Raw genomic sequence first — 13,806 nt, 5'->3', positions numbered from 1 at the left:
CCGCTCTGCCGTCAGTCCGCCGCCCTGCGCGTACCGCATACAACCGGCCTACCGCAGGGATCAGTACACGTCACCCCCGACAACACTCCGACGAGGTCAGTAACTGCGTGACAACGCCGACGAACAACGGCGGACGAGCGCGAACGTCTGCGGACCGTCAGTGCAGGTAAGCGCCACACCAGCCCAAGGCCAGGCGCCCGTCCAAGTTGCTTCGGGACGAAGCGGTCGTTCCCCAAGGCTCGCCGCTACGCTTCCGCCGGCGCAGCTTCCTTTACAGGCGTCGCCAGCAGCGTGGCTGAGGCTGGACGGTGCTGACGCAGACGATGCCCTCCGATACGGTCCCGAGCCATGGCGAATAGCAACGGCGTGCCGGAGAAGGTGGCATGGATCCTGGTTCGGGATGACCGAGTGTTGGTGACGCGCAGTCACAGCAAAGATCGCTTCTACGTCCCGGGCGGTCATCGTGAACCGGGCGAGTCCGACGGCGAAACCCTGGTGCGGGAGATCGACGAGGAACTGCAGGCGACGATCGACCCCGGTTCCATAGTGCACTTCGGCACTTTCGAGATCGGCGAGGGCCATCCGGATCACGACCCCTTCCGGATGATCTGTTACACCGCCGATCACCTCGGTCGTCGGCTGAGGCTCAGATACTCCGGGTCCCATCGTGGACGTTCGAGGCGAAGAGACTGTGCCATTCGCGTGCCAGGTCGTGCGGGGAACCACGGGGAACAGCGGGGACTGACCACGGGTACGATCAGGGCTCCAACACCGCTCCGTCGCAGGTCAGCCCAGCAACCGCCACCAAGAAGCCCAAGCTTCCCAAGCTCAGGGCTTCGGCCACCAGATACGCGGTGGCCACCTGACGCGTAGTTCTGTAGCTTGCCCCCATGACCGACAACCGAAGGGGCAATGCCGCGTAGGCGCCCGTCAGCCCTGCGGGGGGACCTCCCTATCCGCCCCTGGAGACGGCGACGGTACCCGTCCATTGATCGCCTTTCAGGATCTTGCACAGCTGACCTGCGTCGGCTAGAGCGGACCCGCTTCTGGCCCGAAGCCACAGAAGAAGCGTTCTGGCACTGGCAGGCCTATGCCCATGGCCCCCTCAGACAACTTGTAGATCCACTCGCAGGTCCCGATTGCGGCATCCCTGAGTGCGGGTGTTACGGCGCCGGCTTCCGCGAGCACCTCGAAGCAGTGCTTCACGCACTGCCCAAGAAGAGCGCGCGTGAGTTGCGCGCCCTCGTGTGGGCCCTCGACGGGAAGATTCTGGCAAGGGCCAAGGTCATCCCGGCTGACAGCCTGGACGTGCCATGGTGGCGAGGCCAGCTCTAGGACCATGAGCGGCCGTCTCAGATTCGGTCTCATTCAGCCCCGTTCAATGCCCGTTCAGGCGAGACCCAGAGTCGTCCCCGCGTCGACAGCCACCCGCCCATGAACGCAGGTGAACGCCCCCGCACACAGTCCAATCTCCCACCAACACAGTTGGAAAGCGTGATGCGTTGGTGATGGGTCCCGCCTAGACGTCACGCTGCACATAGCCACCGTCCGCACGCCGAGGACACTCAAGTAAACCGGTGTACAGGTGAGTTCGGCAAGCAGGGGCTGACGGATCCAGAGCGACGCCGCTACCCTGAAGGGGCCTCATCTCAAGGCGGGACCGGGACCTTTGGACGAGCGGATGCCGTGCGCCCCGGGGGGGCCTACGTCGTCCGCGTAGGTCCCGGTCCGATGAGATGAGGTGGCAGGGATGGTCACTCCGGACACCGGCCAGGTGAGATCTGGGTGGTTACGTAAGGCGGCTTCTCGGTTGGTCATCGCGCTCGGGGCGAAAGTCCTGTAGGCGGGGATCATGAAGCTGTTCGACCACGCTGGAGTTGATCTCTAACTCCACAGTGAGGCGGGTGGGATGTGCCAACCCCCCGGGCCCGATCGCTTCCGATCGATCGGGCGGCAAGCCCGCCTCACGCCCTGTCCCTGTCGGCCCGGCTGGTCATCCAGCTCGTTCTCCCGACGTCGCCGCGTGCCTCGTCGAACTCCTGGTGCATGTAGTCGACCAGGTCCAGCCCGTAGTAGATGACGTCGGTCTGCCACATCGAGAGCACCGGATGCCCGAAGCTTCCCCGACCGGCGGGAAGGTATCGGTGGGCATACACCGGTACGAGCACAGGCACATCTGCAAGATGGAGCCGTGCGGTGGCCACAGCGGCCGCTTCATCGGACGGACGCTCACCCCAGGCCTCGCACCAGAACCCGTTGTGCTCGGCGTCGAAGAGGACCCCCTCGACCGGCCGGTTGAGCCGCTCGCGCAGCCCAGCCGGATCCTCGCTGCGCCACTCGGGCCAGGGCTTGGACCAGGTCTGCCCCTCCTCAGGCGGAACATTGACAGGAAGGCCGGCTGCAAGGAACGCGCGGTGATCGTCCGCGAACTCGAAACCGTACTCGCGCTCGATGCGCGCGAACTCGGCGTCCGTCAGCCCCGGCTCGAACTCGTAGAGACCTGACTGCGCCAGACGACGTGCGGCCTCCGCACCCAGACGCGTCCCCTCTTCACTGATCACCGGCGCACGCTAACGCGAAGGAGGCCACGTCAGCACCTGAGTTAGCAGCGGACTCCGTCTCAGTACTCCGGGGGCCTGACGGCCCCACCCGGTGGGCGTGAAAATCGGTGGGTGGCCGCCCGGCGGACGTCGAGGAAACTTGGTGCGATCCGAGCCTGTGTCTCAGTAGGACGCTGGGGGTCCAATGTCAGGCACCCGGATGTGTTGCTTCGAGCACGTGAATCAGTTTCTTCTGCCTGCCGGACCCCCGCCGGCCGGTCACGTGCTCGCGCGGCCGCGATCGGGAGGGGGTGCCAGGGGATGGACGTGATCCACGAACGCTGTGCGGGGATCGACATCAGCAAGGTGGACGTGAAGGTGACGATCCGCGTGCCCGGTGCGGGAAAGCGTCGTCGCCGTGAGACCCGTACCTTCTCCTCGGTGACCTCCGGGCTGCTGACGATGCGGGACTGGCTCCTGGACGAAGGCATCACGGTGGCCGGTATGGAGGCCACCGGCGCCTACTGGAAGCCCGTGTTCTACCTGCTCGAACACGACATGGAGACCTGGCTCCTCAACGCCCGGCACATGAAGGCAGTGCCCGGCCGCAAGACCGACGTGAAGGACTCCGAGTGGATCGCCCGACTGGTCGAACACGGCCTGGTACGGCCCTCGTTCGTGCCCCCTCAGCCGATCCGGCAGCTGCGGGACCTGACCCGCTACCGCACCGAGGTCATCCGCGAACGCACCCGCGAGGCACAGCGGCTGGAGAAGCTGCTGGAGGACGCCGGGATCAAACTGTCCGCAGTGGTCTCCGACATCCTGGGGGTCTCCGGCCGGGCCATGCTGGAGGCCCTCATCACCGGCGCACGTGACCCGCACATGCTGGCCGACCTGGCCAAGGGCTCCATGCGACGCAAGACCGACGCCCTTATCGAGGCCCTGACCGGCCAGTTCACCGACCACCACGCGTTCTTGGCCCGCGCGATGCTGGACCGCATCGACGCCTGCACCGCCATGGAGAAACGACTCGATGAGCGGATCGACGAGCAGATCGCACCCTTTCACCGCGGCATCGACCTGCTCGTGACCATCCCCGGCGTCAGCACCCGCGTCGCCGAGGTGATCCTCGCGGAGATTGGCGCCGACATCGCCCGCTTCCCGACGGACGCCGACCTGGCCCCATGGGCCGGTGTCTGCCCCGGCAACAACGAGTCCGGCGGCAGAAAGGGTCCTGGCAAGACCCGACACGGGGACCCCTGGCTCAAGGCCGCCCTCGGCCAGGCCGCCGTCAGCGCGTCCCGCACCAAGGACACCTACCTCGCCGCCCGCTACCGGCGCATCGCCGCCCGACGCGGCAAGAAGCGAGCCCTGGTCGCCCTCCAGCACTCGATCCTCATCTCCGTCTGGCACATGTTCACCCGCGACACCGAATACGCCGACCTCGGCGGCCGGTACTTCATCGAACGCACCGGCCGGGCCCGCCAGACCCGACGCCTGGTCAGCCAGCTCAACCAACTCGGCTACCACGTCACCCTCCAAACAGAAGGAGCCACCTGACCAGCGGCTACGGACAGGTCAATGGTGGATTTTCGAATCAGTTCCCGTCTCATTCATCCCCGTTCACGGCCGTTCAGGCGAGACCCGAAGCCGTCCCCGCCTGGGCAGCCAGCCGCCCATGAACCCAGGTGAACCCCCTTGCACACACCCCAACACCCCAACACCACAGTTGGAAATAGTGCGCCTGTTACTTCAAGCCACTCAACCTGTTTCGAGCTCAGCCGCTCACGGGCCTCCTTAGGATGCCGAGCGTGAAGGTTCTGGAGATCATGCGACGAATCAAAGGCTTCAGCACACCGCTCGGCGGCGTGGACTGGGATCTGCCGGTTCCCCAGCGGGCCGTGGCCGAGAAGGTTGTTGTCTACCTGGAGGACCGCAGAGTCCTCACAATGCCGCGTGCCGTCGTACACGCAGTCGAGGAGCCAGAGCACTGCGTCGCATCGGTGCTCCAGATCAGGGAGACGTTGACCCAGATCTTGATGGAACCTGACACCGGGGACGACCTGGCAGAGAACCTCAAGGCAATGCGAGCCGCTTGCCGGCGGTTCCTGAACGCTGCGGGCCCCAACCACTCGGGACATGTTCACGGGCGCTTCGAGAGCGCCACGTTCGGAGCGGCGCTTGGTGAGCTATGCGCGATTTTCGGGATTCAGCTTGGCGTCATCGCTGCTCGCTACAAGCTTGAGCTGTCGGAAGAGCTGGCAAACATCCTTCCTGCCTCTGACACCGACGACGAGTAGGTACCCAGCGGCGTCCCCACGTGCACCACTACCGCACCAGATACGACGGGGAACAGCGGGGAACCACGGTGAATGGGACTCAACCCGGAGTGATCACTCCTCGGCCGTCCGCCCAGGTCAGCGCCCGAACCAACCAGAAGTGACCGCAGCTTCCCAAGCTGAGGGCTCAGGCGCCCTCGTCACGGGTCGGCTGTCGTGGCTTGCTCTGGTCGACGGCATCGGCAGCGTGGCTGAGGCCGGTGGGGGTGCAGCGAGGCATACGCGTGCGTGGTCGGTCGGCGCACCCGCCGTCGTGGCTGACTGTCGTCGGCTGAGGCTCAGACTGGGCGCGTCGAAGGTGCCGGCCGTCAGTCGAGCGCGCCAAAGCTGGGCCATCTGTGGGCCGTCCGAGGCTGCTCGACGGTGCCCAATGACGGCCAACGATAACCACCGAGCGTACGAGTCCACCGCCCCTGACCAGTAAAAACCCAGCTCACCAAGATCCCCGGCAAGACCCAGGGTAAGAAGAAGTAAGCCGTACTGATCAAGCCACTTACCTGCGGATTTCCCGTGGGTAAGTGGCTTGTTGCTGTGCTGGACCGTTGACAGGCTTTTCAGGCGCCTTCTAACGGAGTCCTACCAGCGACTTACCGGCCGAAGAGGGGCCGTTCCGCGATTCTCGTTGTCTCGGCCCGCAACCGCTGGACCTCACGGTCGTAGTCGGCCCGGCGGCTGCCGACGGCGGATGCGAAGGACTCAAACTGATGGGCGATCGCGTCCAGGCCGTCGGCCGCCGTTTCCAGATCTTGGGCGAACCCCAGCACCGGGGCGAAGACGACCAGCCTCCTGTCCCACAGCGATTTGCGTGTGTCCCGGAAGACGTCGGCGGCCTGGTGCACGGCCCGGCCGCGGGTCCGGAGATCGTCAGCCATGCCGGCCGGCAGGTCGGCATATTCGACGGACAGCTGCTCTAGGCGGCCGGAGAGGAGATACATCGCGAACTGGTAGCGGGTGTACTGCCACTCGTACTTCTCGAAGTAGTCCTGGGTGTCGTACGCCTTGGCGACCGCCTCGTCGACCTCGTGCAGGCGTTGCTGGATCGCCTCGGGCGGGTCGTCCTTGCCGGCGGACAATGCCACACCCACGTAGAGGAGCGCTCGGCTGGCGCCCGGGACGCGGAGCCGCGCCCGGGCCGCCTCGTAGTCCTTCCGATACGACTCCAGGCTCATGCCCGTGCCGATCGGGTCCTTCTGGATCTGCGCGAGCGCCGGGAACCGGTCCTCGAACGACTGCCTGATCGTCGCGAGCTTCTCGCTGTAGTGACTGAAGATGGCGTTGAAGATCCCCGCCTTGATCTCGCCGGCCACGAAGCCCTTCGGATCCTTGATGAAGCTCTCGACATCCAGGGCGGTGGTGACGGTGTTGACGGTCCACACCAAGTCCTTGTCGTCGGGGTGCTCTCGGGCGACCTCGTTGAGCCGCGTCATCGCCTGGCTCATCAGGGCACCGGTGGCTCCGGCGTGGGCGTGGCCGATCAGTTCGACGGAGCCGGGACGGCCGCGCGGTATCCCGGCGGACTCCGGTGGCGTCGAGCCGAGCCGCTTGGCCGAGGCCGGCTCGGGTGCCGCAGGCCGAGCGGACCGGGTGGGCCGGATGGTTTCCGGCTCGGCCGTGGGCCGTCCGGCTGGTGCCGGCTCGGGTGTCGCGGGCCGAGGGGCCCGGGCGGTTTCCGATTCGGCTGCGGGCGGCTTGGCCGCAGGTGCGGCGGTTTTCGTCGCGGGCGTGGCGGGTGGCGCCGGAGGGGCTGACGGTGGTGGGGCTGACGCCGGTGGGACCGACGCCGGTGGGGCTGACGGTGGTGCGAGCATCTCGCCCTGGATCATGCGCGGCTCGTAGCGGTACGCCGCACCGCCGGGCGTCTCGGAGACCGGGGAGGGAGCCGGCCGCGCCGAGGCGGTGGCGGCGGTCCGTGCCGTCCACTTTGGACCGGCGGTCCGGCCTTCCTGAGCCGTGGGCGCCCAGACCTCGTAGGACGACAATCGAAGATCGGTGGCGAGGTTCCGCAGCCGGGCCAGGCATCCCTCGCACGCGACCTGGTCGACCGCGACCACCAGCTTCCCGCCCGCGAGGTTCTGCCCGGCCAGCCGGAACCGGAGTCGGACCACGCCTTGGGCCTCGGCGTGCGGCTGGGAGCCGCCTGCGTACTGGGCCAGCTCGAAGGCGACCTGCCGGCCCTGTGCGTCCATCACCTGGATGGCGGCATTGGTCTGGTAGCCGGGACCGGCTGCCTTTCCCCGTACGCCCTCCTCCAGCGCTGTGCCGCGGATGGGCTGCACACCACCCTCGGGAGACGGCCCGGAGGCGGCGAAGTGCCGCTGCTCGACCACCAGCCGAACCATGCTCTCCGGCGTAGGGCTCTCGCCGACCGGCTGCTGTCCGGCCAGCCGCGACACCGGAGGTTCGGTGCCGCTGGTGTGTGCCGCCGCACGTACGGCTGCGGCCAGGCGGGCCTGCAGCTCGTTGCGGCGGGCGGTCAAACTCGCCAGTTCGTCCGGCGAAAGGTTCGCCGGGGTCGCCGCCTGCCGCTCCAGGGCGGCCAGTTGCCGACGCAGCTCCGCGGGATCGTCGTCGGCCTGCACCAGACCGCTGCCCACGCGGCCGGTGACGGAGCCCGCTCGGCCGGCGGCCATATCACGGGCCTCGGCCTCCGCGCCGGCTTGCCCCTGAGGTGTGCCGGGATGGCCGGACTGCTGGACGACATGGGCCAGTTCGTGCGCCAGCAACCGCCGACCGGCCGCGCTCTGCGGGTCGTAGCGACCGGCGCCGAAGACGATGTCCCGGCCCGATGTGTAAGCACGGGCTCCGATGGCAGCGGCGGATTCGTTGGCCGCGGAGTCGGTATGCACCCGTACGGCACTGAAGTCGTACCAGAACCGCCCCTCCATGACCCTGCGCACCCCGGTATCGAGAGGCGTGCCGCCGGACGGGAGCACCGGCTTGTCCCGCCGCGGCTCGCTCGCACGGCGCACCCAGCTCTTCATGAACGGCAGGGTCCTACCCCACCCATCACGACGCCGTCACTGGCCTGTCACGCGCAGCTCACGTCGAGGGCGGGCGGTTGGCTGTGACGTTCATGGCTGCGGCCAGGGTGGTCAAGACCGGGACGACTGGCTGGGGCGTTGGGTGATCAGGCCGGCAGCCTGCAACGTTCGCAAGTGCTGGTAGTGCCTGACCGGCAAGCCCTCAGGCAGATGCGGCCATCTAGGGCCGCTCCCGTGCCACTCTCGTGCCAGAACAGGCGGGGAGCAGCGGGGAATCACGGGGAAAGCAACAGCACCAGCGAGCGCCGCGACCACGGGGTACCAGCAGGCCAGAGGCCCAATCAGCCTCCCGATCACCTGAGCTTCCCAAGCTGATGTTCGCCACCGCGCGCCCCCGTTGCACTCCCGCCCGATCGGCATGGCGCCTTCACCAGCGCCAAGACCCGCGCCACATGTCTAGAGCAGCGGACTCAGCATCAAGCCGAAGGTGAGAAATTCCTATGCCAACTGGTGACCACATCGTACGTGGGTACTTCGGTCTCGGCGATAACGAGAGCGTCGTTCATGTGACCAGCGATGAAGACTTTCTCCTGCACATCTGGGCCAGGAATATCGAAACCTCGCAAGGTGGCGTACAAGTGCTGACGCCCCCAAGTCAGTTTCGAGGAAGTGGGGCGACGGGACCTCAAGATGGGTTGGTCCTTGACGTCCCTGCCCAGACTGGCATGACCCTCGGATGCATTGGGGCACAGGGCGGCGAGACCATCGATCTCTCGAATGCGTTTGGCGCCAGAGTGACTGTATTTCTAACAGTTGTCACGGCACGCGGCGCAGCGGTGACGATGACCAGTGAATAAAAGTGCGCACGGTCGTGCGGCCCCGGACCGCTGGTTCGCCACAACCGAGCCTTTCCCCAGGGATAGCGATCACTCCGCAAGCGGGGCACCCGCCGGATGGCGTCCTTCAATCTCGTGATCCATCCAGATAGCCTCGGACATCTGGCCGTGATCGACGGTTGCGACGAGCGACTCGACGGAAGCGGTGCCGTCCCAGAGCACGTGAGAGGAGCCGCTGCGGAGCGTGGCCAAAGCGGCCAGGACGCCTCGCAGTCACCGGGTCAGCAGCTGTTGAAGCTGCTCCCGCTCCATACCGTCGCCTCCCCCGTAGGTGTTGTGCTGTACAGCAACAGATACAGGGACCCAGCGACCGCACCCGACCAGTCACGTCCCTCAGAGCTTTGAGGGGATCGGTATGACCGCGACCGACCGGTCCAGATAGAGCTACGGATCAGAAGGCTTCCGGCCGTCGCACCAGTCGACGGCAGCAGCCGGAACGTGATCGGATCGAACTCCTAAAGCGGTGCTCTGAGAGGGCATGTGTGCCACGACTCGGCTGCTGCGGTGGCTGTCATCATCATTGGATGGCAGACGAGCAACTACCGGCAGGGTGGACCCTGGAGGAGATCCGCAACGTCTCCGGCGATCGGGAGGCCACAGCTCTCGACAACGATCGCGTCGTGACGTGGCAGGGCTGGCCAGCAGAAGATGAACGGCTCGACGCCGAGATCGTCTTGGGGTTTCATGGACTATGTCTGGTGAAACCCGTCAACGACGACGACTGGTACATGGGCAGCCTGAACGACGATGGCAGCGTCGACTGCTGGAGCGCCTACGGCGATCTCTACCAGGCGCTTCGCGGCCTCTAGCCTCGAAGGCAACCGCACCGGGTCCACATAGCAAGGCCCGTCTCAGTACTCCGGGGGCCTGACGGCCCCACCCGGTGGGCGTGAAATGGTGATCCCCTTGCGGTTCCAGTCCGCCACGATGGCATGCCAACTGGCCCCCTCAATGAGGCGCTTGACCGCGTCCCGAATGTGCTTGGCCTCGGTCGGATCAAGGGTGCGCTTGTCCTCCTGCCATCCGAACGGGCGCGTCCCACCGACAGGTATGCCCCGGTCTCGTCGCGCCTTGTGATTGCGGCGAACGCGGCGAGCGGTGTCGGCGGACTGCTTGTTGGCCATGGCAACGACGACACGTGCCATGGCGCGCCCGTTGTCGGTCAACAGATCCAAGGTGCCCGTGATGTCGATGATCGGCCAGTGGTAGTGCTCAACGGTCTCGATGGCGTCTTCAAGATGCCGGGGGTCCCGGGTCAGACGGTCGATGTCGTAGACGATCAATCCGTCGATGCGCTCGCCGTTCGGGGCCTTGCCTCGCTTGAGATCTTCTAACGCGCCCTCGAACACGGGACGCACCACGCGGTAGCCGATACTGCCATCGGGCAGACGCACGCGCTTGCGCTTCCAGGCGGAGGTGTCCGGCTCCATGTACGTGTGCACACACCGACCGCCTCGGCTCTCGACGAACCCGCGGCCGTCCCTCTCCTGCTCCTCAGTGCTCTTGATGTCCCTACCGGTGACGAACCGAGGGCCAGCCTCCTCCGACGTAGCGTCAGAGGAGATCTCGCCCTCGGTCTCTTCGGTGGACAGTCGGGCCAAGCCAGCCCAGTTCTGTCCCTCCAGATTCCCCCAGTGCGCTCGCTGTACTAAGTCATCTCCCATGGGAGAAAGGTTACGTACGCCGGGGTGCTGTGCCAGTAGTCACGGGTCTCCACGGCCAGGCCGGTCGCGTCGAAGCGCACGAAGACGCAGCCCGCCAGCGTCGACGGCTGTCCGTCCTCCTCCGCGAGGACGCGGAACTCGGCGACGGCGAGGCCGTCCTGCCCGATCACCGGTTCGGAGAACCGAACGTCGGTCGCGTGCTCGGCCGCGAAGGACCACCGTACATATGCGGCGAGTTCGTCCCGGCCCCGGTGCGGCTCGCGGAACGGCATGGACCGGTGGACGCAGTCGTCGGCGTACAACTCCAGGATCGCGTCGACGTCGTGGGCCGCCCAGGCCCGCTCCCACACCCGGACGAAGCGCCGGGCCGCCTGAGCCGTGTCCATCGCCGGCCTCAGAGGTGGTTGAGCAGCCAGCGCAACTGGGCCACCTCCTGGTAGGGGCCGCCGCCCTCGTGGTCGTTGAAGTCGTACACCTCGATGTTCTTGTCGTCGTGCGCCCACGCGTTGTACGCCGCGAAGACCGTCGACGGTGGGCAGGTCTGGTCCTCCAGAGCCACCGAGAACAGGGAGGGCATCCTGCCGCGCGCGGCGAAGTGCACGCCGTCGAAGTAGGAGAGGGTGCGCAGCACCTGGTCGGTGCGGCCGCGGTGGGTCTTGAGGTAGTTGCCGATCTCCCGGTAGGGGGCGCGGTCGGTGATCACCGTGGCGCGCGGGAAGTCGCACAGGAACGGCACGTCGGGCGCGATCGCGGCCAGATCGGGCACGAGACCGCCCACCGCGATGGTGATGCCGCCGCCCTGGCTCCCGCCGAGGGCCGCCATGCGTGCCGCGTCGACCAGCGGATGCGAGCGGGCCGCTTCCACGGCACGCACCGCGTCCGTGAACAGCCGCCGGTAGTAGTAGCCCTCGGGGTCCTCGACCCCGCGGGTCATGTAACCGGGGAACGCGGGTGCGCTGCCCACCGGGTCCGGTGTCTCGCCACCGCCGCCCCAGGCGCTGGCCTGGCCGCGCGTGTCCATCACGAAGTGCGCGAAGCCCGCCGAGGCCCACAGCAGATGCGTGTGCGGCAGACCGCGTCCGCCGCCGTACCCGATGAACTCGACGACCGCGGGCAATGGCGAGTTGGCCCAGGCCGGCACGGTCAGCCAGCCCTTGATGGGGTGCCCGCCGAATCCGGCGAACGTGACGTCGTAGGTCTTGACGGTCTTGAGAGGGGTCTCGATCGGCTCGAAGCGGGCGTTGAGGTCGTGCGCACGGGCCTCCTGGAGCGTCTTGGCCCAGAAGGCGTCGAAGTCCTCGGGCTCGGCGGACGCGCTGCGGTAGTCGCGGAGTTCGTCGAGGGGGAGGTCGAACAGGGCCATGAAGGACCACCTTTGACATCAGCGGGTGCGGATGATCACACCGTACGTGTGCCATCGAAGGGCGCCAAGCCTGCCTCGCGACGGGCCGCCGGCCGGGCCGTGATCCATTCCGTCGCGCCTCGTCCGCGCCCTCGTCCGCGTCGGCGAGCCGGGCTGGAGGCCGGTTCAACAGGGCGGTGAGCAACTTCCCGCTGCCACGGCCCCGTTCAGCGGCTACCGTGAGAGACCGAGCGGTGACGTCTCGTCGGCTCTCACCGGGGGAGGGGCGCATGGGAGGGGACGGGCGCAGGCACGGGACCGGTTTGCCGAAACTGCGCCTGGACGAGTTGCTGGAGGAACTCCAGGGGCGGATCGAGACCGTCCGTGGCACCCGCGACCGGCTGCAAGGCCTGCTGGAGGCGGTGCTGTCGGTCGGGCGTGAGCTCGACCTGGCGCAGGTGCTGCGCCGTATCGTCGAGGCCGCCGTCGTGCTGGTGGACGCCGAGTACGGAGCGCTCGGAGTCATCGGACAGCAGCAGAAACTCGCGCAGTTCATCCCCGTGGGCGTCAGCGACCAGGTATGGGCGGCGATCGGCGACCTGCCCTCGGGGCACGGCCTGCTGGGCGAACTCATCCGGCATCCCGAGCTGTTGCGGCTGGCGGAACTGTCCGAGCACCCGGCGTCGTCCGGATTCCCGCCGCACCATCCGCCGATGCGCACCTTCCTCGGAGCCCCGATCCGGGTGCGCGACACGGTGTTCGGCAACCTCTATCTGACCGAGAAGCGCGGCGGGGGAGAATTCGACCCCGAGGACGAGGCCGTCCTCGCCACCCTCGCCGTGGCCGCCGGTGTGGCCATCGAGAACGCCCGCCTGTACGGCGAGGTCAGGCTCAGGGAACGCTGGCTGGAGGCCGGCGCGGAGATCACCAGCGGGCTGCTGTCCGGGGTGGCCGAGCCGCAGGTCATGGAGGTCATGCTGGAGCGGGCCCGGGAGATCACCGGGGCCGACCTGGGCGTCGTCGACCTCGTGGTCGAGGGCACCGGCGATCTGCGCGGGGCGTTCGCGCTCGGGCAGCACGCCGAGACGCACCTCGGGCTCGTGCTGCCCAGGGAGGGCACGTTCGCCGGCGCCGCCCTGACCGCGGGCACGCTCGTGGCCACCGCCGACGTACGCAAGGACACCCGGATCAGCTACGGCCCCGACCGCTGGGAGGGCCTCGGGCCCGCCGTCGCCGTACCCATGGGCACGCGAGAGGGGCTGCGCGGAGTCCTCATGCTGGCCCGGGGCGTCGGACGGCCGCCCTTCACGGAAGTCGAGACCGCGCCGCTGCTCGGGTTCGCAGGGCAAGCCGCGCTCGCGATGGAGCTCGCCGAACGGCGGCGCGACGCCGAGCAGTTGAGCCTGCTCGAGGACCGCGACCGGATCGCCCGCGACCTGCACGACCTCGCGATCCAGCGGCTGTTCGCGACCGGGATGACCCTGCAGAGCGCCCAGCGTTTCGTGCAGCATCCACAGGCCGCCGAGCGGCTCGGCCGGGCCGTCGACGACCTGGACACCACCATCAAGATCATCCGCTCGACCATCTTCGGGCTGCGCGCCCACGAGACCCCCGACGCCGGTCTGCGCATCCGCGTGGTGCGCGCCCTGGAGCAGGCGGCCCGCGTGCTCGGCTTCACGCCGGCCCTGCGGATGGAGGGGCTGATCGACGTGGACGTGCCCGGCGCCATGGCCGAGGACGCCCTCGCCGTCGTCGGCGAGGCCCTCACCAATGTGGCCCGGCACGCGGCGGCCGGCGCGGCGGAGGTGGCCCTCGTCGTACGCGAGGGCCACCTCACGCTCCGCGTCGACGACAACGGCGTCGGCATCGACACGGACGGCGGCCGCCGCAGCGGCCTGCGCAACCTCGCGGAACGGGCCGAACGGCTCGGCGGGGAACTGACGGTGGCGACACGTCAGGAGGGCGGCACACGACTGCAGTGGCGGGTGCCGCTCCGGTCACGCTGAGTCGCGGGTTCCAGGGGATGTCTTCTGCTGCGGTCGCG

Annotated in this window: 10 protein-coding genes; 5 read left to right on the top strand and 5 right to left on the bottom strand. The window is 67.7% G+C overall.

Annotated features, from left to right (window positions below):
• Positions 1-348 precede the first annotated feature (348 nt).
• Positions 349-873, top strand: a complete 525-nt coding sequence (locus ACFY0T_RS29420; protein ID WP_388876798.1) for an NUDIX domain-containing protein — start codon at positions 349-351, stop codon at positions 871-873.
• Positions 874-1,964: 1,091 nt separating this feature from the next.
• On the opposite strand, the gene ACFY0T_RS29415 is transcribed toward ACFY0T_RS29420, so the two are convergent.
• Complete coding sequence (locus ACFY0T_RS29415) at positions 1,965-2,561, bottom strand: hypothetical protein (protein ID WP_388876795.1); 597 nt, start codon at positions 2,559-2,561, stop codon at positions 1,965-1,967.
• Positions 2,562-2,861: 300 nt separating this feature from the next.
• Between ACFY0T_RS29415 and ACFY0T_RS29410 the strand changes: the two genes are divergently transcribed.
• Both ACFY0T_RS29410 and ACFY0T_RS29405 read left to right on the top strand, forming a co-directional pair.
• Positions 2,862-4,100 (top strand): IS110 family transposase, encoded by a 1,239-nt coding sequence (locus ACFY0T_RS29410; RefSeq protein ID WP_388876792.1) that lies wholly within the window; start codon positions 2,862-2,864, stop codon positions 4,098-4,100.
• A 251-nt stretch (positions 4,101-4,351) separates the two neighbouring features.
• A complete protein-coding gene (locus ACFY0T_RS29405; protein WP_388876789.1) occupies positions 4,352-4,840 on the top strand; it encodes a DUF6650 family protein in 489 nt (162 codons plus the stop codon).
• A 626-nt stretch (positions 4,841-5,466) separates the two neighbouring features.
• On the opposite strand, the gene ACFY0T_RS29400 is transcribed toward ACFY0T_RS29405, so the two are convergent.
• Positions 5,467-7,860, bottom strand: a complete 2,394-nt coding sequence (locus ACFY0T_RS29400) for a DUF4157 domain-containing protein (protein ID WP_388876786.1) — start codon at positions 7,858-7,860, stop codon at positions 5,467-5,469.
• A 1,420-nt stretch (positions 7,861-9,280) separates the two neighbouring features.
• Between ACFY0T_RS29400 and ACFY0T_RS29395 the strand changes: the two genes are divergently transcribed.
• Positions 9,281-9,565: a hypothetical protein gene (locus ACFY0T_RS29395; protein WP_388876783.1), complete on the top strand. Its 285-nt coding sequence runs from the start codon at positions 9,281-9,283 to the stop codon at positions 9,563-9,565.
• A 42-nt stretch (positions 9,566-9,607) separates the two neighbouring features.
• Here ACFY0T_RS29395 and ACFY0T_RS29390 read toward each other — a convergent pair whose 3' ends face one another.
• Genes ACFY0T_RS29390 through ACFY0T_RS29380 form a run of 3 tightly spaced genes read right to left on the bottom strand, consistent with a single transcriptional unit; the run spans position 9,608 to position 11,783 of the window.
• Complete coding sequence (locus ACFY0T_RS29390; RefSeq protein WP_388876780.1) at positions 9,608-10,420, bottom strand: recombinase family protein; 813 nt, start codon at positions 10,418-10,420, stop codon at positions 9,608-9,610.
• Positions 10,405-10,806 carry a nuclear transport factor 2 family protein gene (locus ACFY0T_RS29385; RefSeq protein ID WP_388876777.1) on the bottom strand — a complete coding sequence of 134 codons (402 nt, stop codon included), beginning with the start codon at positions 10,804-10,806 and terminating at the stop codon, positions 10,405-10,407. The genes ACFY0T_RS29390 and ACFY0T_RS29385 overlap by 16 nt, the downstream gene beginning before the upstream one ends.
• Positions 10,807-10,814: 8 nt before the next feature.
• A complete protein-coding gene (locus tag ACFY0T_RS29380) occupies positions 10,815-11,783 on the bottom strand; it encodes an acetylxylan esterase (protein ID WP_388876775.1) in 969 nt (322 codons plus the stop codon).
• A 269-nt stretch (positions 11,784-12,052) separates the two neighbouring features.
• Here ACFY0T_RS29380 and ACFY0T_RS29375 point away from each other — a divergent pair, with 269 nt between their 5' ends.
• A complete protein-coding gene (locus ACFY0T_RS29375; protein ID WP_388876772.1) occupies positions 12,053-13,768 on the top strand; it encodes a GAF domain-containing protein in 1,716 nt (571 codons plus the stop codon).
• Positions 13,769-13,806: the final 38 nt, after the last annotated feature.

Origin of the sequence: Streptomyces sp. NPDC001530, assembly GCF_042894545.1 — a bacterium.
Taxonomy (GTDB): domain Bacteria; phylum Actinomycetota; class Actinomycetes; order Streptomycetales; family Streptomycetaceae; genus Streptomyces.
The sequence above is the reverse complement of the archived record's forward strand: the minus strand, read 5'-3'. Positions and strand labels throughout refer to the sequence as shown.

Bases quoted from the DNA above. Each gene is read 5' to 3' on its own strand.
- ACFY0T_RS29420 (WP_388876798.1), top strand. From the start codon at position 349: ATGGCGAATAGCAACGGCGTGCCGGAGAAGGTGGCATGGATCCTGGTT.
- ACFY0T_RS29390 (WP_388876780.1), bottom strand. From the start codon at position 10,420: ATGGGAGATGACTTAGTACAGCGAGCGCACTGGGGGAATCTGGAGGGA.
- ACFY0T_RS29400 (WP_388876786.1), bottom strand. From the start codon at position 7,860: ATGAAGAGCTGGGTGCGCCGTGCGAGCGAGCCGCGGCGGGACAAGCCG.
- ACFY0T_RS29380 (WP_388876775.1), bottom strand. From the start codon at position 11,783: ATGGCCCTGTTCGACCTCCCCCTCGACGAACTCCGCGACTACCGCAGC.
- ACFY0T_RS29410 (WP_388876792.1), top strand. From the start codon at position 2,862: ATGGACGTGATCCACGAACGCTGTGCGGGGATCGACATCAGCAAGGTG.
- ACFY0T_RS29395 (WP_388876783.1), top strand. From the start codon at position 9,281: ATGGCAGACGAGCAACTACCGGCAGGGTGGACCCTGGAGGAGATCCGC.
- ACFY0T_RS29375 (WP_388876772.1), top strand. From the start codon at position 12,053: ATGGGAGGGGACGGGCGCAGGCACGGGACCGGTTTGCCGAAACTGCGC.
- ACFY0T_RS29385 (WP_388876777.1), bottom strand. From the start codon at position 10,806: ATGGACACGGCTCAGGCGGCCCGGCGCTTCGTCCGGGTGTGGGAGCGG.